The 19405-nt window shown below is 37.2% G+C and carries 16 protein-coding genes, 1 tRNA gene and 1 pseudogene; all 18 read right to left on the bottom strand.

Annotated elements, in window-relative coordinates; translation table 11 throughout:
• Positions 1-2: 2 nt before the first annotated feature.
• Complete coding sequence (locus GSM_RS01080) at positions 3-245, bottom strand: acyl carrier protein (RefSeq protein ID WP_003688288.1); 243 nt, start codon at positions 243-245, stop codon at positions 3-5.
• 21 nt (positions 246-266) lie between these two features.
• Complete coding sequence (locus tag GSM_RS01075; protein ID WP_003688290.1) at positions 267-1241, bottom strand: beta-ketoacyl-ACP synthase III; 975 nt, start codon at positions 1239-1241, stop codon at positions 267-269.
• 21 nt (positions 1242-1262) lie between these two features.
• A complete protein-coding gene (locus GSM_RS01070) occupies positions 1263-1703 on the bottom strand; it encodes a MarR family winged helix-turn-helix transcriptional regulator (protein WP_003688291.1) in 441 nt (146 codons plus the stop codon).
• 75 nt (positions 1704-1778) lie between these two features.
• A complete protein-coding gene (gene fabZ / locus GSM_RS01065; RefSeq protein ID WP_003688293.1) occupies positions 1779-2225 on the bottom strand; it encodes a 3-hydroxyacyl-ACP dehydratase FabZ in 447 nt (148 codons plus the stop codon).
• Positions 2226-2775: 550 nt separating this feature from the next.
• A complete protein-coding gene (yajC, locus tag GSM_RS01060; protein WP_003688294.1) occupies positions 2776-3129 on the bottom strand; it encodes a preprotein translocase subunit YajC in 354 nt (117 codons plus the stop codon).
• Positions 3130-3210: 81 nt separating this feature from the next.
• Positions 3211-4356: a tRNA guanosine(34) transglycosylase Tgt gene (tgt, locus tag GSM_RS01055; protein ID WP_003688295.1), complete on the bottom strand. Its 1146-nt coding sequence runs from the start codon at positions 4354-4356 to the stop codon at positions 3211-3213.
• 29 nt (positions 4357-4385) lie between these two features.
• Complete coding sequence (gene queA, locus GSM_RS01050; RefSeq protein WP_003688297.1) at positions 4386-5429, bottom strand: tRNA preQ1(34) S-adenosylmethionine ribosyltransferase-isomerase QueA; 1044 nt, start codon at positions 5427-5429, stop codon at positions 4386-4388.
• Between the two features lie 14 nt (positions 5430-5443).
• Positions 5444-6457 (bottom strand): Holliday junction branch migration DNA helicase RuvB, encoded by a 1014-nt coding sequence (gene ruvB / locus GSM_RS01045; protein WP_003688299.1) that lies wholly within the window; start codon positions 6455-6457, stop codon positions 5444-5446.
• Positions 6458-6481: 24 nt separating this feature from the next.
• A complete protein-coding gene (gene ruvA, locus GSM_RS01040) occupies positions 6482-7096 on the bottom strand; it encodes a Holliday junction branch migration protein RuvA (protein WP_003688301.1) in 615 nt (204 codons plus the stop codon).
• 16 nt (positions 7097-7112) lie between these two features.
• Positions 7113-9071 carry a DNA mismatch repair endonuclease MutL gene (gene mutL / locus GSM_RS01035; RefSeq protein ID WP_003688302.1) on the bottom strand — a complete coding sequence of 653 codons (1959 nt, stop codon included), beginning with the start codon at positions 9069-9071 and terminating at the stop codon, positions 7113-7115.
• A 28-nt stretch (positions 9072-9099) separates the two neighbouring features.
• The gene (gene mutS, locus GSM_RS01030; protein WP_003688303.1) at positions 9100-11727 is read right to left on the bottom strand and encodes a DNA mismatch repair protein MutS; all 2628 of its coding nucleotides are present in this window, start codon (positions 11725-11727) and stop codon (positions 9100-9102) included.
• 23 nt (positions 11728-11750) lie between these two features.
• The gene (locus tag GSM_RS01025; protein WP_003688304.1) at positions 11751-12548 is read right to left on the bottom strand and encodes a TIGR00282 family metallophosphoesterase; all 798 of its coding nucleotides are present in this window, start codon (positions 12546-12548) and stop codon (positions 11751-11753) included.
• A gap of 228 nt (positions 12549-12776) precedes the next feature.
• Positions 12777-14342, bottom strand: a complete 1566-nt coding sequence (rny, locus tag GSM_RS01020; protein WP_003688306.1) for a ribonuclease Y — start codon at positions 14340-14342, stop codon at positions 12777-12779.
• A gap of 269 nt (positions 14343-14611) precedes the next feature.
• Positions 14612-16307 (bottom strand): annotated as a pseudogene (argS, locus tag GSM_RS13795) (arginine--tRNA ligase).
• A 237-nt stretch (positions 16308-16544) separates the two neighbouring features.
• Positions 16545-16615: transfer RNA gene (locus tag GSM_RS01010), tRNA-Gly, on the bottom strand.
• 43 nt (positions 16616-16658) lie between these two features.
• Positions 16659-16871 (bottom strand): hypothetical protein, encoded by a 213-nt coding sequence (locus tag GSM_RS01005; protein ID WP_003688309.1) that lies wholly within the window; start codon positions 16869-16871, stop codon positions 16659-16661.
• Positions 16872-16971: 100 nt separating this feature from the next.
• Positions 16972-18330, bottom strand: coding sequence for an MATE family efflux transporter (locus GSM_RS01000; protein WP_003688311.1), 1359 nt, complete (start codon positions 18328-18330; stop codon positions 16972-16974).
• Positions 18331-18438: 108 nt separating this feature from the next.
• On the bottom strand, positions 18439-19326 hold the full coding sequence (locus tag GSM_RS00995; protein ID WP_003688313.1) for a LysR family transcriptional regulator: 888 nt from the start codon (positions 19324-19326) through the stop codon (positions 18439-18441).
• Positions 19327-19405 lie beyond the last annotated feature (79 nt).

Below are 19405 nucleotides of genomic sequence, written 5' to 3'. Positions count from 1 at the left end.
AACTATTTTGTGGCAACTTCTTTTTTGACATAATCAACAACATCTTTGATTGTTTTCACATTTTCATCTGCTTCAAGCTTGATATCCAAGTCGTCTTCAAGTTCATTCATGATTTCAAAAACATCTAAACTATCTGCCTCAAGATCTTCTTTAATATCAGCATCCATCTTTACATCTGCTGCGTCTACGTCCAATTGTTCAACTACGATACCTTGTACTTTTTCAAAAATTTCTTGTTCTGTCATTTTTATAACACTCCTATTTATTTAGTATTTTATAATTTGTGTACCAACCGTCAAGCCTCCACCAAATCCGCTTAAAGCAACTATTTGGCCACGCTTGATTTTACCTTTTTTCACTAACTCATCCAGCAGCAACGGCACACTTGCTGCTGAAGTATTTCCATATTCAGCAATATTCATTGGAAACTTTTCAATGGGTTGCTGTAATTTCTTAGAAATCTGCGTAACTATTCGTGAATTGGCTTGATGCATAACAAACCAATCAATCTGTTCAAGTTCTATTCCAGCTTTTGTAGCCGCATTTTGAATTGATTGTGGTACCTTATGCGTTGCAAATGTATATACATCCCTGCCAGACATTGAGAAAGCTGAAATTTCATGCTTACCCATTCTAGGGAACTCTGCAATTGCGTCTGTCTTTCCAGCTTCTAGCTTATCGCCTAATTCACCATAAGTTTTTAGGTTCCTCGCCAAGATTCCAGAATCACTCTCAGATTTCTCAAGCAAGACCCCAGCAGCTCCGTCACCAAACAAAACGGCACTTGTTCGGTCTGACCAGTCGATCACCTTTGAAAGGACCTCTCCACCAATCAGCATTACCCTCTTGATATCTTCTTGCAGCAAGAATCCCTCAGCAACTGACATTCCATATACAAATCCTGAGCATGCTGCACTGACATCAAAGGCAATCGCATTAACAGCTTTAATTTTTCCTTGAACCAATGCAGCTGTCGCTGGTGTATAACTGTCGGGTGACATAGTTGCAACAATGATTAGGTCAATTGATTCGGGACTCCATGAACTGGCTTGCAGAAGTTTTATTGCAACTTTACTGCAAAGCCCTGCCGTGTTTTCATTAAGACTAATATGTCTTTGCTTAATACCAGTACGACTGCTAATCCACTCATCAGATGTATCCATTATCTCCCCTAAGTCATCGTTTGTAACTACTTTTGCAGGAACATAACTAGCAACTTCATTGATTCTTATTTTTTCCAAAGTAACTTTTACTCCTTAACTCTATGAATGTTCTCGTAAAAAGTTTTCAAGATTTCGTAGAGCTTTTTCAATTGTTTTGATTTCATCGGGTTCAACATCTTTTAGAAAGCTATCAATCATCATGCGATGAAAAGCATCATGTGCACGATACATTAGACGTCCTTTTTTTGTTAGACCTAATCGTATTACTCTTCTATCGTTGCTACTGCGAATTCTTTTGACATAGTCTTTCTTCTCTAACCTATTGATTGTCGAAGTTAAGGTTCCTGGAGTCAAATGTAACTCCTTAGCAACTTGTGACGCCGTTTTTTTGTCATACATTGTAATCGCGTTTATCGCATGCATATCCTTGATTGTCAAATCCTTGAAACGACTCTGCCGTAACTCATTTTCCTCAATCCACAAGATATCTCCATATACTCTAACTAGGGAATCATTAATTGTTTTAACTTGCTTTTTCATTCATTATGCTTCCATTTCCTTGTATATTCATACTTTGATTATCAAAATAAATGAGTAAAAAAACAACTTTTTTGCTTATATTTTTTCATTTCTTTCAGCTACGACAAACATTAACTCTGCAACACATGCATTTTCACCATTCACAACCGCTTTTGTTTCAACAATTCCCATGTTTTCCTTTTTCTTCGTCAAAGTAATGTGTAATTTTAAAACATCACCTGGTCTAACAACACGACGAAACTTAGCTTTATGAATTGCTCCAAGATACGCCGTTTTTCCGAAAAATTCTGGTGATTTCAAAATAAGAATTGATGCTGCTTGGGCTAATGTTTCAATAATTAGTACCCCAGGCATGACTGGATTACCCGGAAAATGTCCACGAAAGAAGGATTCATTAATCGTAACATTTTTTGTTGCCACAATGCTTTCACCTGCAACCAATTCATCAACGTAATCAATGTAGATTATTGGAAATCGATTGGGTATCAAATCCATTATTTCTTGTGTATCCATGAATGCCACATTCGTCACCTCACTAAAAATAATATTTCGAACATCAAACTATTCGATGATTGAATAATATTACAATCGCTAAAAATTGTCAAACATCGCTCCTTCTAAGCAAAATATATATTTATTTTGCTTAAATATAAAAATATAAATACTGAGTTTAGCCAAGATTTATTTTTTTATTAATCTACCTAAACTTCAAATTAAAGGTAGTTATCTCAGATGTGTAATTAATTTTTATCTTATGATATTATAATTTTTTAAATAAGTAAAAGCAAACCCTTTTTTACTATTTTCTCTATTATTAGAACTATATATATATATTTCTAATCTAAAATTAATAATTTAAAATGGACTTTTGTCATATTTTGAAGTACCTACAGAAAATTTATTATTAAGGTTAATAATGAAAAGAGAGAGTCACTACAAAACAATTGTCCTGCAGTAACTCCCCCCAACCATAAACACCATATTTACGTTTACTCTTAATACTCTCTCTCATCACAGAAAAACGTAAGCTCTTCTGCCATTTAAGAATCAAGCAGTTTAATTCTGGAACTGATTATTTCGCCTCATCTTCAGAACTGTCTTCTGTTTTTGGCTTCTCAATGATTGTAGTCGACTTGGTAGCCGTTTTTTCTGTAGTGCTTTCAGCTGGAATAACACGACCAATGGCTGTACGATCAAATGTTAAAAAAATACCATCACAATCAAGTGTCACTGTTTGGTCAGCATCATTAATGCTATCAATAACACCATGCAAGCGGCCGATAGTAATTACGCGGTCACCCTTCTTCAATTGATTCATCATTTCTTTGCGTTTTTGCTGTTGCTTCTTCTGCGGACGAATCATCATGAAATACATCAAAGTTATGATTGCAACAAACAATACAATAGTTGAAACTGAACTATTCATTTTATATTCACTCCTATTAATATTTACTAAGTTTAACTTTAGCAAAGATTTGCGTTGGTTACTAGCTTTTTTGAAAAGAAATTAAAAATTGCGAGCATTTTTTTCATTGAAACCATATTCCTCAAAGAAAGATTCTCTAAACTCTAGCAGATTATCATCCATAATTGCCTGACGCACATTCTTCATTAGATTTAACAAGAAGTAAAGATTATGATAACTTGCTAAACGTAATCCAAAGATTTCGTCTGCCTTTATCAAGTGACGGATATAAGCCCTTGTAAAATTACGGCAGGTATAGCAGTCACAGTTATCATCAAGAGGCCCGAAATCATGAGCATAGGCTGCATTCTTTACCACTAAACGCCCATGTGAAGTCATACACGTACCATTTCGTGCAATTCGTGTCGGTAAGACACAATCAAACATATCGACTCCGCGAATCACTCCATCAATCAATGCATCGGCAGATCCTACTCCCATTAAATAGCGCGGCTTATTTTCCGGTAGAAGCGGTGTCGTAAAATCCAAAACATGATTCATCTCTGCCTTGCTTTCACCGACAGAGAGTCCTCCAATAGAATAGCCAGGAAAATCTAATGAAGTCAGTTGTCTAGCGCTCAACTCACGTAGTTCCTTGTGTCCACCACCCTGAACAATACCAAACAATCCTTGGCGATCAGGATGCAAGTGCGCATTTAGACCACGCTCAGCCCATCGACTTGTACGTTCAACTGATTTTTTAATATAATCATAGCTTTCAAAAAAAGGAGGACATTCATCAAAACTCATCATGATGTCCGACCCAAGTGCATTCTGAATATGAATTGCCTTTTCAGGAGACAAGAAGAGCTTCTCACCACTTAGGTGACTTTTAAAATGTACTCCTCGTTCAGTAATATCACGCATCTTAGCAAGTGAAAACACTTGAAATCCGCCTGAGTCTGTCAAAATTCCTTTTTTCCAGTTCATGAATTGATGCAGCCCACCAGCTTCTTCAACGATGTCTTCCCCTGGTCTTAGCCAAAGATGATACGTATTAGAAAGAATTATATTAGCACCCATTTTATCAAGTTCTTCAGGAGCTAAAGATTTTACAGATGCTTGTGTTCCAACAGGCATGAACATCGGTGTAGGAAAAGTTCCATGTGGGGTTATGATTTCTCCTAAACGCGCCCCGGTATGCTTTTCTTTTTTGATTAAACGATACTTTATCGCCGGTTCAGTCATTTAAATTCTCCATTTCTAAAAACATTTAATTATTTAATAAACATTGCATCCCCAAAGCTAAAGAAACGGTACTTTTCCTCAACAGCATGCTTATATGCATTCAAGATATTCTCTCGCCCTGTAAATGCAGATACAAGCATTACAAGTGTTGATTTTGGTAAATGGAAATTCGTGATAAATGCTTGAACTACTTTCCATTCATAGCCAGGTCTGATAAAGATATCAGTCCATCCACTGTCAGGCTTAATTTCCCCGTTAAATTTGGAACCAATCGTCTCAAGCGTTCTGATAGAAGTAGTTCCTGTTGCAACAATTTTTCCACCATTTTTACGGACATCATTCAATACCTTTGCAGCGTCCGCATCCAAACGATAAAATTCGCTGTGCATTTTATGATCTTCTATGTTATCAACACTGACAGGCCTAAATGTTCCTAACCCTACATGCAGCGTCAAGTAAACTAAATGGATTCCCTTATCCTCAATCTTTTGCAACAATTCCTTTGTAAAGTGGAGTCCAGCAGTTGGAGCTGCAGCTGAACCAACCTCTCGTGAGTAAACGGTTTGGTACATTTCAGGATCATCTAATTTTTCCTTAATATATGGTGGCAATGGCATTTCACCCAATTTGTCCAAAATCTCCATAAAAATGCCTTCATACTCAAATCGTATCATACGTCCACCGTGTTCTAACTCTTCCGTAACCACTGCACTAAGTTGTCCATCACCAAAGTTGATTCTAGTACCGACTTTTGCTCTTCTTGCAGGTTTTACCAATGTTTCCCAGTTATCTCCTTCGGTATTGTTAAGTAAAAGCACTTCCAGATGTCCCTCTGTATCAGGTTTCGTACCATAAATACGTGCAGGCATAACTCGTGAATCATTCATTACAAGTGCATCACCAGGATTCAATTGATCAATCACATTATAGAAAATATCATCCTTATACTCACCAGATTTACTGTCCAAAATCAACATTCTCGAATGATCACGCTGCTTCAACGGAGTTTGTGCAATCAATTCTTGTGGTAAATCATAATCAAAATCCTCTGTTGTTAGATGCTTCTCTGACAAAATAGCCACCCTTTTCAATAATTATTTTTTTCTATTGCAATTCCAAGATGCTTATAAGCTGCTGCTGTCGCAACACGTCCTCTTGGAGTTCTCTTAATAAAGCCAATTTGGAGAAGGTAAGGTTCTATCATATCAATGATTGTCTCAACATCTTCTCCTACATTTGCAGCGATTGTATTGACACCGACTGGACCACCGCCATAAAAATCAATCATCGTTTCCAAAATCTTACGATCCGTGGCATCGAGTCCTTTGTCATCTACTCGCAACAAATCCAGTGAAGAACTGACGATACCTTCTTCAATAACTTTCTTTTGAGCTACCTGTGCAAAATCCCTGACGCGTTTCAGTAAACGGTTAGCAATTCGTGGCGTCCCACGTGAACGTAATGCAATTTTCTTTGCACCTTCAGTTGTAATCTTTGAATCAAATATTCCTGCCGAACGGACAATAATCTGTGCTAGTTCCGCTTCTGAATAATAATTCATATGTGCAATTATCCCAAAACGATCTCTTAACGGTGCTGAGAGCAGGCCCGCACGAGTCGTTGCCCCAATTAATGTAAATGGTGGTAACGTAAAATGAACCGGATGTGCTGTCGGACCCTGTCCTATCACAATGTCTACAAAATAATCCTCCATAGCTGAATAGAGAACTTCTTCAACTACCTTAGGAAGCCGATGAATCTCATCAATAAATAATACATCTCCGGCTTCAAGCTCATTCAAAAGTGCAACCAAATCACCTGGGCGTTCAATTGCCGGCCCGCTTGTCGTTTTAATTTGAACCTGCATCTCATTTGCAATCACCATCGCGAGGGTTGTTTTACCAAGACCTGGAGGACCATACAAAAGTACATGATCAAGTGCTTCTTCTCTAGTTTTGGCTGCTTCAATATATACTGCTAATTCATTCTTTAAGTCCTGCTGCCCTATATATTGCGCAAAGAAGCGTGGTCGCAAGGATAATTCACTCTCATCATCTTCGAATTGCGAATTTCCTGAAACAACGCGATCTTTATCAACCATTAAAAGTCCTCCTTTCTTCTAAAGTTAATTATGCATCAGCAATTTGAGTGCTGCCCGCAAATAATCATCAGTTGAATCGGCATCTATTTGTTTTAATTGCTTCGTTATCTTTCTAGTTTCCGTCTTAGTATACCCTAAAGCATCAAGTGCCGCGAGTGCTTCAGTCAGATTCCCGTTAGAAACGCCATCATCCTTGAATTCAAGGCTCTGCTGCCCAGCAAAATCACTTTGCTCGCTAAGATCGTCTAATTTTCCTTTTAAATCCAATACGATCTGTTGTGCAGTCTTCTTGCCCACTCCTGGAAACTTAGTCAGGTATACAACATTTTCGCCATTGATTGCTTCAACTAATCCTAAATGATTATCATTTGCCAAGATAGCTAATGCACTTTTTGGACCGATTCCAGAAACATTTAACAGCTTCAAAAAAAGATTCTTCTCGGCAAGGTTCCAAAAGCCATACAAAGTAATTGCGTTTTCACGAACGGCCTGATATATATATACCCTTTTTTGTTTTTTTAAATCGACATGATACCTAAATGGATTTGCAACATAAACTTGATAACCAACTCCTTGAATTTCAACAACAATGTAGTACGGAGTAACAGTTGTAATCAATCCTTCAAAATATTCGTACATGATTTTCGTTCCTTCCTTAATCCAACGAGCGCTGACTCTGATGTGAATCCTGAATTCGCTTAAACATATGCTCCATATCTGAATTGCTGAAATGCACTAGTACCGGTCGTCCATGAGGACAGTTAAATGGATTTTCACAATTTTTCAGTTCTTCTAACAAAGCTTTTGCCTGCAAGTCATCCAGATGATGATTTGCCTTTATCGATCTCTTGCAACTCATCATAATTGCTGTTTTTTCACGATAGGCTGCAATATCAATCTTACCGTCTTTCAAGATATAATCAATCAATTCACGTAAAATTGATTCCTCTTGTCCTGCTTTAAACCAGGTTGGATGCTGATGAACAATATAACTATTTCTACCAAATTCTTCAAGATTAATTCCTACCGTAGCAAGTTTATCAAGATTTTGATTTATCAGCAGTACATCGCTTGTAGAATAGTCCAATACAATTGGAACCAACAAACTTTGTTGACCAGTCCCAACTTCGCCGATTTTTTTACGATAGTATTCATATTTACAACGTTCCTGTGCCGCATGCTGATCAACAATGTAGAATCCATCATCACTTTGCGCAAAGAGGTATGTACCATGCATTTGTCCAATATATACTAGGTCTGGAAACCTCTTTTTTGTTTTTTGCTCGTCTAAATCAGCTTGGTTTACAGGAAAATGGGTATTATCTTGTTCCGTACTGCCTTCATTACCGTATTTTTCATCCCACGCGGCCAAATTAGTTGTCAGATCGGCTCTCTTTTCAACTACAAAAACATCTGGGATACTTTCTTTATCCACCTGTGTCTTTTCGTTTACCTTATCTGATGCATCCCCATAACCAGTGGTGGTTTTATTTTCCTGTGAACTTACAGGGGGTTCATTTTTTGTTTGATAAAGTCTAGAAGACTCATTCAAATCAATCTCCAATTGTTTTAAATCAACTGCAGATTTTTCTTTTTTTTCGAGGTTCTTCAGTGCATCGGGAATCAAATTCTCTGGTGCAATTCTTTGTGCAATGCTTTCTCGTATTAATCCACCTAATTGTTCTTCCTTACTAATTCTGACTTCTTGTTTTGTAGGATGCACATTAACATCAATCAAAAGCGGATCCAACGAAATTGCAAGGACAGCAAATGGATATCGGCCAACCATCAGCTTGGATCCATACCCTTTTATAATTGCATTCGTTAGTTGATAATTCTTAATATATCTGCCATTAATCAAGATACTGATATAATTCTTGGATGCCCTTGTTAATTCAGGCAAAGATACAAAGCCGCTAATCTTAAAATCAAGATCTTCATTCGTAAAAGCAAGCATCTTCCTTGCATTATTGACACCATAGATTGCACTGATCGTCTGTTGTAAATTCCCATTACCAGCAGTCTGCAGCAAAGTCTTGCCATTACTTGAAAATGAAAATGCAATATTTGTGTTGCTTAAAGCCAACCGGTTCACAATATCACTGATTGCGGCCAGTTCAGTTTGGATACTCTTGAGATATTTCAGTCTGGCAGGGGTATTAAAAAACAAGTCAGCTACCGTTATCGTTGTTCCTTGTGAACGTGCTGCCATTTTCTTTTCAAGGATTTGTCCGCCTTTAATCTTAATGGCTGTCCCAGCAGCATTCTTAGCGGCCGTTTCCAATTCAACTTCTGCTACTGACGCTATACTTGGAAGAGCCTCACCCCTAAAACCGAGTGTTCTAATTTTGAACAAATCCTTTTTTGTCAAAATTTTACTAGTCGAATGTCTCTTAAAAGCCAATTCCACATCACTGTCTTCGATGCCTTCACCATTATCGATAACCTGAATTTTAGCCAATCCGCCTTCTTCCACTAAAATGTCAATTTGTGAACTATTGGCATCAATTGCGTTCTCAACTAACTCTTTAACGACAGATGCAGGACGCTCAACAACCTCACCGGCAGCAATCTGATCAGCCAAAATATCTGTTAATTCATGGATTTTCCCCAAGACAATCGCCTCCAATCAACTACTCTAGTTATTTTCTTAATTCTTTTTGCCACTCATACAACTTATTCAGAGCGTCAAGCGGAGTCAATGACATTAAATCTGCCTCCTTGATTTTATGCATAACTTTCTCTCGTCTATTTGATAACTTCTTTTTTGGAGGCCCAAATAACGAAAGTTGCTCTTCTTCAATCGTCTCTTGATCATTCTTAACTTTTTCTTTCTGTCCAGAAGATTGAACATCATCTAAAACAGTTGCTGCCCTAGAAGTATCTTTTGCATCACTCTCAAGCGCAGTAAGAATTTCGGTCGCACGTTTTAATAAGACCGCTGGCATTCCTGCTAATTTTGCAACATGAACACCATATGATTTGTCGGCCGGTCCAGGCTGCATTTTATGCAAGAATATTAAATCACCATTTTTCTCAATTGCTCCAACGTGAATATTTTCTAATTCAGGCAAAGATTCAGATAAACCTGTGAGTTCATGATAGTGCGTCGAAAATAACGTCTTAGCATGAACATGATCATGTACATACTCAATAATCGCCTGTGCAAGTGCCATTCCATCGTAAGTTGCAGTTCCTCTTCCAATCTCATCAAACAAGATAAGTGAGTTTGATGTCGCATGTTCAATTGCTTGATTGGCCTCCTTCATCTCTACCATAAATGTTGATTGACCTGCAATCAAATCATCAGCTGCTCCAATTCTTGTAAAAATTTGATCAAAAATCGGTAATTTTGCAGAATCGGCTGGTACGAAACATCCAATTTGAGCCATAACCACAGTTAATGCAAGTTGCCTCATGTAAGTACTTTTCCCAGACATATTCGGTCCAGTAATTAGTAAGATATTCAAATCTTTTGGCATTATTACATCATTTGGTACGTAACTTTGTTTACCCATAACCTCTTGGACAACTGGATGCCAACCGTCTTTAATCTCAACATCGTTACCATTTTCGATTAATTTTGGCATAACAAAATGCTGCCGTTCACTGACTACAGCGAATCCTTGGACAACATCTAATGCAGCTATCGCCTTTGCGAGCCTCTGCAGACGTTTAATTTGGTCTTTAATTCGTTCACGAATATCAACAAATAGCCGATATTCCAAATCGGTTGCCTTGCCCTGTGCACCTAGAATCAATTCTTCCTTTTCTTTCAATTCTGGTGTAATGAACCTTTCAGCATTTGTCAGTGTTTGTTTGCGCTGATACCTTTCTTCTGGCAACTTAGCTAAATTGGCCTTCGATACTTCGATAAAATAACCAAAAACCCTGTTGAACCCGATTTTGAGCGTTGATATACCGGTTATATCTCGCTCCTTTTTTTCCATTTGTGCCAACCATTTTTTTCCATTTTTCATAGCATCGGTATAACTATCAAGCTCAGAGTTATATCCTTCTTTGATCAAACCACCATCTGTGACCGATAACGGCGGCTCATCGACAATTGCTTGTTCTATCAAGTCAACAACATCTTCAACAGGATCAAGTTCTTCAATAATGGATGTTAACGAACCATCATTAATTGTCTCTAAAACATATTTAATTTTTGGTACTTGCTGTAAGGACTGCTTTAATTGGATCAAGTCACGGCCATTAACACTTCCAAAAGCCACTCTTCCAGCAAGTCGTTCTAAATCATATACTTGTGTCAAATCCTCTTGAAGCGCACTGCGCTCAAAATAATGATCAAGCAACAACTTGACCATATTATAACGCCTTGTAATTTTCTCTTTTTCTAATAAAGGCCGATCAATCCATTGTTTTAACAGTCTACCACCCATTGCAGTCTTAGTTTCATCAAGAAGCCACAACAATGTTCCAGCCTTTTTACCAGTACGGCTATTCTCAAGTAATTCCAGATTTCTCTTTGAATAATGATCCATTTTGAGAAAATATCTTGGCTCATAATGAATTGCACGTTGTAAATGACCCAAACTGCGTTTTTGAGTATTACTCAAATAACTAATTAGATGTCGTATGGTCTCAATTTCTAATGAATCCTTCAAATCCTGTATCGTATAATTTAACTCAGAATTTTCGATGGTCTCATTTTGTTTTGAAATCAAAATTTTTAATGGTGCTAAATCTTCTAGCGTCGCCGTTGTTACTGTTTGATCCACAACCAATTCTTTAGTTTGCAAACTGATTAATTCATTTATTACCTGTTCAAGAGAACTTAAACTTGCAGTCTTTAACTCACCTGTAGATAAATCAGTATAGGCGAAGCCGTATAGTTCTCCTTCTTGATGAAGTGCAGTCAGATAGTTATTCTTTTTTGCTTCATTCACAGAATTATCAATCATTGTTCCGGGCGTCACAAGCTGTATTACTTCACGTTTCACCATTCCTTGTGCGAGTTTTGGATCCTCCATCTGCTCACAAATTGCAACTTTATAACCTTGCTCAACTAAAATATCAATATAGTTTTGTGCAGCATGATGAGGAACACCGCACATTGGAATTTTATCTGCAGCATTTTTATTACGAGTTGTTAAAGTCAGCTCTAGTAACTGTGATCCTTTGATTGCGTCATCATAAAACATCTCATAAAAATCACCCAAACGATAGAACAAAAAGGCATCAGAATATTGTTCTTTAATCTTTAAATACTGCTCCATCATGGGGGTATTCTTTGTTTTTTGCGGCATTCCCTAATCTCCTTTACTCTTTTTTAGTCTTCAAAAGGATGATCTGTATTAATTTGAATGGTTTGAATCTTCTTTGCGGTACCGTCAGCTGTCAAATCAATTAGACATCCTGATAAAGTCTGCCTTCCATCTTCGTCAACTTCAAATTTTGTCGGCATCTGGTTAAGAAATCTCTCAATCACATTTTCACGACGCATTCCTATAATGCCATCATACGGCCCAGTCATCCCAACGTCAGCTAAGAATGCTGTTCCTTGAGGTAAAACGCGTGCATCATTAGTTTGAACATGCGTATGAGTTCCAACTACCGCAGAAAGTTGACCATCAAAAAACCAAGCAAAAGCCTGTTTTTCACTTGTTGTCTCAGCATGAAAATCAACAAAAATGAAGTTTGTTTCTTTTTTGATTTCTTTAATTAATATCGTTGCAACTGCAAAAGGATCATCGGAAGGGGTCATAAAAACTCTGCCCTGCATATTAATCACAGCAAGTTTTTGCTGATTTATTTGCATTATCGTATAGCCAACACCTGGTACTTTACCTGCAGGCAAATTTGCGGGACGGACCATTTTTTTTGCTCTGCCTATAAATTCATTTATTTCTGGATTATCCCAGACATGATTACCCATCGTAATGACATCTGCTCCCAAACTCAGAATCTTTTTGTAGACTTTTTCATTAATACCTCTTCCTCTTGTTGCATTTTCAGCATTAACAATCGTTGCCTGCGGATGAAATTTTCTCTTTAATCTAGGAAGATATTCTTCAATCATATTCTGACCAGAATTTCCCATAACGTCACCAATGAACAAAATTCGCATTCTTTTCCTCTTTTCTACAAAACTCATAATCTTAATTTTAGCATTTTTCTTGAATTGTTGTGCACCTTGATACGTTTTTTTGTTAATTTTATCTGAACAATCAAAAAAGCTGCGACACTATCATTACACCGTCACAGCTTTCATATTCGGTCACACTTATAACTTCTTGCAACCTTTAAAAATTTATTAAACCTAACATAACACAATCAGCAAGCAACAAATAGTCAATTACTTGGCATATTCGATAGCACGAACTTCTCTAATAACAGTAACCTTAATGTGTCCAGGATACTCCATCTCTTCTTCGATTTGGTTTTTAATATCTCGTGCTAACACAGTTGATTCCAAATCACTAACTTCATTAGGTTTTACGATTACGCGTACTTCACGTCCAGCTTGAATTGCATAACTCTTCTTAACGCCATCAAAAGCATTGGTAATCTCTTCAAGTTTTTCAAGTCGGTGAATATAACTTTCAAGTGATTCACTTCGAGCACCTGGTCTTGCTGCAGAAATCGCATCTGCGGCTGCTACCAAGACAGCAATCGTATACTTAGCCTCAACATCGCCATGATGTGAAGCTATTGTATTGATAACTGTGTCGCTCTCATGATACTTCTTAGTAAGTTCGACACCAATCTGAACATGTGAACCATCAACTTCATGGTCAATCGCCTTGCCAATATCATGCAACAATCCTGCACGTTTTGCCAAATTAACATCTTCACCTAATTCCGCCGCCAACACTCCTGCTATTTTAGCTACTTCAATCGAATGGTCAAGAACATTCTGACCATAACTTGTACGGAACTTCAAACGACCGATTGTTTTGATTAAGTCAGGATGAATTGAATGCAGTCCTAATTCAAAAATTGCTTCTTCACCAATATCACGAACTTTTGCATCCATTTCCTTAGTTGATTTTTCAACCATTTCTTCAATTCTGGCTGGATGAATTCGACCGTCTTGAATCAGCTTTTCAAGTGTCATCTTAGCAATCTCTCTTCTAATTGGATCAAAGCCACTTAAAACAACGGCTTCCGGAGTATCATCAATAATTAAATCAATACCAGTCAACGTCTCCAATGTCCGAATGTTACGCCCTTCACGTCCAATAATTCGACCTTTCATCTCATCGTTTGGCAACGAAACCACCGATACAGTCGTCTCCGAAACAGTATCTGCAGCACTTCTCTCAATCGCTTGTGCGATCAAAATTCTGGCAGTACGATCAGCGCTAGCCTTTGCCTCGTCTTCGCTATCCTTAATCATAACTGCCATCTCATGACTTAGCGCCTCTTTTGTTTCAGACATCACGATTTTGCGAGCATCCTCATGCGACAATTCTGCAACTTTTTCTAGCTCTAATTCTTGTTCATGAACCAGTGAATCAGCTTTTTCTTGTTTCTTTTCAATTTCTTTTTGCTGCCGCTCCAAGTGATTTTCTTTTTGAGTTAAACCTTGCTCACGTTTCTCAAGTGCTCCGTCTTTTCTATCCAGGTTTTCCTCTCTTTGCAGTAACCGATTTTCTTGTCTTTGAATCTCAGATCTACGTTCCTTTAATTCACTTTCTATCTCGCCACGATAACGATGACTTTCATCCTTAGCTTCTAAAATAGCTTCTTTTTTTTGTGTCTCTGCCTCTTTTTCAGCATTCTTCAAGATTCCTTGCGCAGTTTGCGTAGCAATATCGAGTGTTTTCTCGTAACTTTTCTTATGAGCTACGATGCCCCCAGCAAATCCAATACTAAAAGTTATAATAGCGATGGCGAGGATAATAATTGTAAAATTCAAACTTTCACCTCCACATCGTCAAAAAATGATTACAAAATTAACAATCATTACTTTTTAGATGTATTTTAATTTATCCATACACGTGTATTTTACGTTGTAAAACCATGTTATGTCAACATAAAACATACCACTTTGTATAATGCAAATGTTTTCTACTTCAATATTAAAGCTCGTTCTCTAGACAAAAAAGTTCTGACAGAGTCAAGACAACTTGATTCTACCAGAACTTTATCGAAAATAATTAATTATTTTGCGGCTTAAATCGGTAATTACATTTCTTCAGGTGCTTGAATCCCCAATAAACGCAAGGATTCATTTAACACCGTTGCAACACTCTTAACTAGTGCAAGACGTGAGAGCATTTGTTCATCTTCAACTAAAATTTTTGTGTGTGCGTAATACTTATTAAATGCTTTTGCAAGATGCAAAGAATACTTTGCAATGACTGACGGTTCGTATTCTTGAGCGGCACGTTTGATTATATCTGAAAAAGCAGCAATCTTAGTAATAACCTCCCATGAATCCTCATCATCCAATTGATATGTCATTTCCGCAGTTAATTTTGGATTATTTGCTTTTCGTAAAATACTCATTGCTCTAGCATGTGAGTACTGCACATATGGTCCTGTTTCTCCCTCGAAACGTACAACCTCTTCCAAGTCAAAGTCAAAATTGTTCATTCTCTCATTCTTTAAATCGTGGAATATTACTGCACCAACTCCGACTTGATTCGCAACTTCTTCCTTGTTATTCAAATCTGGGTTCTTTTCAGCAATTTGTTTTTCTGCCAATTTGATTGCATCATCCAAAACTTCTTCAAGCAAGATAACACGTCCTGCTCTAGTAGAAAGCTTCTTCCCGCCTTGTGTGATCAAGCCAAATGGGACATGGTGGATGTCTTCAGACCAATCCTCTCCCATTTCATTCAAGACTGCTTTTAACTGCTTAAAATGATTTGTTTGCTCATTACCAACAACATAAAGTGACTGAACAAAATCATAAGTCCGTTTGCGATAGATTGCTGCCGCTAAGTCTCTTGTAATATATAGCGTTGCCCCATCTGTCTTTTTGATCAAAGCAGGATTTAGATTATATTTTTCAAGATCAACTATCTGTGCTCCTTGGCTTTCTTTCAACAAATTACGCTCTTCAAGCATCGAAACTACTTCGTCCATCTTGTCGTTGTAAAAAGCTTCTCCGTTATACGAGTCAAACTCAACACCCAGCACACCGTAGATTTTCATAAACGATTTAAGTGACTCTTTGCGGAACCACTTCCATAAACGAACGGCTTCCTCGTCTCCATCTTCTAATTTTTTTGAACCATGCACGGGCTTCTTCGTCCAATTCAGGATGATCAACATCTTCTTTGTGAAAACGTACATAATACTCAAGTAATTTATTGATTGGATCAGCCTTAACTTCTTCTTCGCTCCCCCAAAGTTTATACGCCTCAATCAACTTACCAAATTGTGTACCCCAATCACCTAAATGATTAATCTTGATTGGATTATAATTAATTTTTTTCAGTATCTTGGCAATTGAATTTCCTATAACAGTTGAGCGTAAATGACCCATCGACATTGGTTTTGCAATATTAGGTGAAGACATGTCAATTGGTACATTTCCTGCATTACCAATATTTTGATCACCATATTTTGGACCTTCTTCAATTACTTGATGCAAAATATCTGCACTAAAAATATTCTTATCTAAGAAGAAGTTAACATATGGGCCGACTGCTTCTATTTTTTGAAATCCCTTCTGGTTGATGTCTGCAACAATATCTGCTGCAATCATTTGTGGCGCCTTATGCATAACCTTTGCCAAAGGAAATGCTGGAAAGGCAAAATCACCCAACTCTAGACTTTTGGGTTTTTCAAGTAAATCGTAAACTTTATCTTCTGAAATTTGACCATCTAAAACTTTAACTAATGCGTCTGTAACTAATTTTTTGTAATCCATAATTTTCTCCTTTTTTATGTATAAAAAAAACTCTTACATTAAAAAATGTAAGAGACGAGATAAACCCGCGGTACCACTCTAATTGATTAGCAATCCACTCATTATTAAATTATCTTCCTAGAAAGTACGATTCGTATTAGTTTCAATCCCTGGCTTACATCAACCCAAGGTCGCTTAAAAATCCGCTAATCTACTAATTTTCATGATTGGAATTATACAATATACAACTGCTACAAAAGCGGGTGACGAGAATCGAACTCGCGACATCAGCTTGGGAAGCTGGAATTTTACCACTAAACTACACCCGCACAACAAACAGTAGTATAGCATAAAATACTTTCTATGTCAGTATTATTTTACAGTGACTTTCTTCATGTCTTTTAGTCTTACGATTACCCGATTATGAAAATCATTAACGGCTACTTCATCAGTAGCATCATGTTCCACAATTGCTACCATTGCTGAGTTTTCATAAATTTTTTCCACCGCACCAACAAAATCATGACTTAATGTTCCGAATTTTTTGCATTTGACTTTTTCACCAATTTTAAATTCTGTTTCCATATGACCTACCTACCTTTATTCAATAATCTTTAGCATGATATCAAATTTGTATAGGCAAATCAACAATTTAAACTAGTTTTTCACTATGCTTTTAAAAAAATTACAATACTCGCTGATCTATTTCGTATTGTTTCTTCTTTAACATCTGCATTGCTCTGAAATAAGACACAATCAATACACAGCAAGAACCTATCCAGGCTAACGGATTGGCAAAGCATGCACCCACATATCCAACCGTAGTTGCTAAAAAGATAGCTGCTAAACATCTCATTACGAGTTCCATGACTCCGGCGATAGTTGGAATGATACTGCGTCCTAAACCTTGCAATGTATATCGCAAAATAAACAATGTAGCCAAAATGGCGTAAAGACTGCTGTTGGCATTGAAGTAAACCTGTGATAACTGTAATACTTTTTCTTCCGAGTTACCTACAAATAAGACAACGAGGTCTCTCCCAAAAAAGATAACAAGGCCACCTGCAACAATACTGAATAAACCAGAAACCAACAGACACTGTTTTACACCCTTTATAATCCTGCCATATTTTCCAGCACCATAGTTTTGTGCAGTAAAAGTAGCCATGGCAACTCCAAAAGACATCATTGGTTGAATTGCAACTTGGTCGATTTTGCTTGCCGCTGTTGTAGCAGCTACAGCAGTGGTCCCTAGTCCATTTAAAGCCGATTGAACCATAATACTACCAATTGCAATAATTGATGCTTGGAAAGCCATTGGCAGGCCCACATAGAGATGCTGCTTAAAATCTCTCATTGTGAAAATTGTAAAATCTTTTTTCTTGACCTGCAGTAAGGGAATTTTTCTCATAATGTAAATAATACATAGTGCCACGGAGAAAATTTGAGCAATAACAGTTGCATATCCTGCACCGTCAACTCCCATGTGGAATACCAAAATAAAAATCAATTCAAGAATGATATTGACTACTGCCGCAACAATCAGAAAATAAAGAGGGGTTCGACTATCTCCGAGGGCTCGTATTTCATTTGCTAGAAGATTGAATGCCATGGAAGAAAAAATTCCTGTAAAAATAATTGAGATAAACAGCTTTGCATCGGCTTCAATTGCTTTGGGTGTTTGCATCAAATTTAAAATATCGCCAATAAAGTAAAGACTCAAAAAGGTTAAAATAACGGCTGCAATAGCACTAATAATGATGCTGACTGCGAAGCTTTGTCGAACTTTGCGATAATTACCCGCACCAAAATGTTGCGCTGTAATAATAGAAAGTCCCGCAGTTAATCCCTGAGCAAAACCAATTATTAAAAACTGGATACTTCCAGTTGCCCCAACAGCCGCAAGTTGATTAACCCCCAAAGTCTGTCCAACAATCAAAGTATCTGAAATGCTATATAATTGTTGAAAAAGATTACCTACTAATAATGGAATGGTAAACATTAAAATAAGTTTAATCGGACTTCCTTCAGTTAGCTCCTTCAATAGTTTACCCCCCATTCAAAATTTACGATAAATACCACTATACGAAATCATATTTTATCATGTTAGCATACGGAGAAAAACAAATGAACCCCTATCTCAAAAAAATTCTCATATCTGCTCTTGCGGATAACGTTTTGCCACATATTTTTGAATTTCGCTAACAAACGCTCTTGTCGAAGGTGTTTGTTTGGTCTCAAAATGAGAAATCAAACAAATTGTGCGATAAAAGTGTTCCTTGAAAGGATAATGATCCACATTGCCTGATAATTTTTGTAAAGCCAGTTCAGGCAAAATACCTAACCCCAAACCGCTTTCGACCATTGCAATGATTGAAGCATCATCAATACTGTATTGGATGGAATTAACTGAAACATCATATGTGTCCAAAGCCCTCTTAGTATCACGATCATAATCTATTTGCTGTAAAATAAAATTTTCATTTTTGATATCTTCTTTTGTAACTACTCCAGCCTGGGGATTAAAACTTTCTGGTGCTATACAGTAAATCGGGTCACGGTGCAATGGCAAAACTTCCAGCTTTTCTTTGATTGGTAATGCACTGAAACCAATATCAAGTGTTCCTAGTCGAACCTGTTCTGCAACCTCATTAAAATTTCCTTGTGTAACTGACAACTCAATATCCGGGTATTCTTTCTTAAAACTCTGAATAATATCTGGCAGCCAGTTAATACATACACTGCTGAACGCTCCAATCCGAATTCGTCCTTGATTCAACCCATTGATTTGGGCGGCCTCTTCTGCTAGTTTTGCCTCAGAATTTAAAATATCCTGAATAACTGGCAAAACTTTTTGCCCATCTGGAGTCAGTTTCACTCCAGTTCTATTGCGAATAAATAATGCAAACCCAAGTTCTTTTTCCAGACCTGCAATCGAATGACTGATTGCTGAAGGCGTAACATTCAATTGTGTTGCCGCAGCAAAAAATGTCTTGCGCTTTGCAACCTCACTAAAAACTTCATACGAAAATGTAGACATATTTGACACCTCTATATTTTAATGATGAATTATATTCATCTTAAATTGAAAAAAATGAATTTTACTTAATTCAGAAATA

The sequence above is a fragment of the Liquorilactobacillus mali KCTC 3596 = DSM 20444 genome (genome assembly GCF_000260415.1).
Lineage (GTDB): Bacteria > Bacillota > Bacilli > Lactobacillales > Lactobacillaceae > Liquorilactobacillus > Liquorilactobacillus mali.
The sequence above is the reverse complement of the archived record's forward strand: the minus strand, read 5'-3'. Positions and strand labels throughout refer to the sequence as shown.

What these genes read in the sequence shown, in the direction of transcription:
- GSM_RS01080 (WP_003688288.1), bottom strand. Translation starts at nt 245, where the DNA reads ATGACAGAACAAGAAATTTTTGAAAAAGTACAAGGTATCGTAGTTGAA.
- GSM_RS01070 (WP_003688291.1), bottom strand. Translation starts at nt 1,703, where the DNA reads ATGAAAAAGCAAGTTAAAACAATTAATGATTCCCTAGTTAGAGTATAT.
- yajC (WP_003688294.1), bottom strand. Translation starts at nt 3,129, where the DNA reads ATGAATAGTTCAGTTTCAACTATTGTATTGTTTGTTGCAATCATAACT.
- tgt (WP_003688295.1), bottom strand. Translation starts at nt 4,356, where the DNA reads ATGACTGAACCGGCGATAAAGTATCGTTTAATCAAAAAAGAAAAGCAT.
- ruvB (WP_003688299.1), bottom strand. Translation starts at nt 6,457, where the DNA reads ATGGTTGATAAAGATCGCGTTGTTTCAGGAAATTCGCAATTCGAAGAT.
- ruvA (WP_003688301.1), bottom strand. Translation starts at nt 7,096, where the DNA reads ATGTACGAATATTTTGAAGGATTGATTACAACTGTTACTCCGTACTAC.
- mutS (WP_003688303.1), bottom strand. Translation starts at nt 11,727, where the DNA reads ATGCCGCAAAAAACAAAGAATACCCCCATGATGGAGCAGTATTTAAAG.
- GSM_RS01025 (WP_003688304.1), bottom strand. Translation starts at nt 12,548, where the DNA reads ATGCGAATTTTGTTCATTGGTGACGTTATGGGAAATTCTGGTCAGAAT.
- GSM_RS01005 (WP_003688309.1), bottom strand. Translation starts at nt 16,871, where the DNA reads ATGGAAACAGAATTTAAAATTGGTGAAAAAGTCAAATGCAAAAAATTC.
- GSM_RS00995 (WP_003688313.1), bottom strand. Translation starts at nt 19,326, where the DNA reads ATGTCTACATTTTCGTATGAAGTTTTTAGTGAGGTTGCAAAGCGCAAG.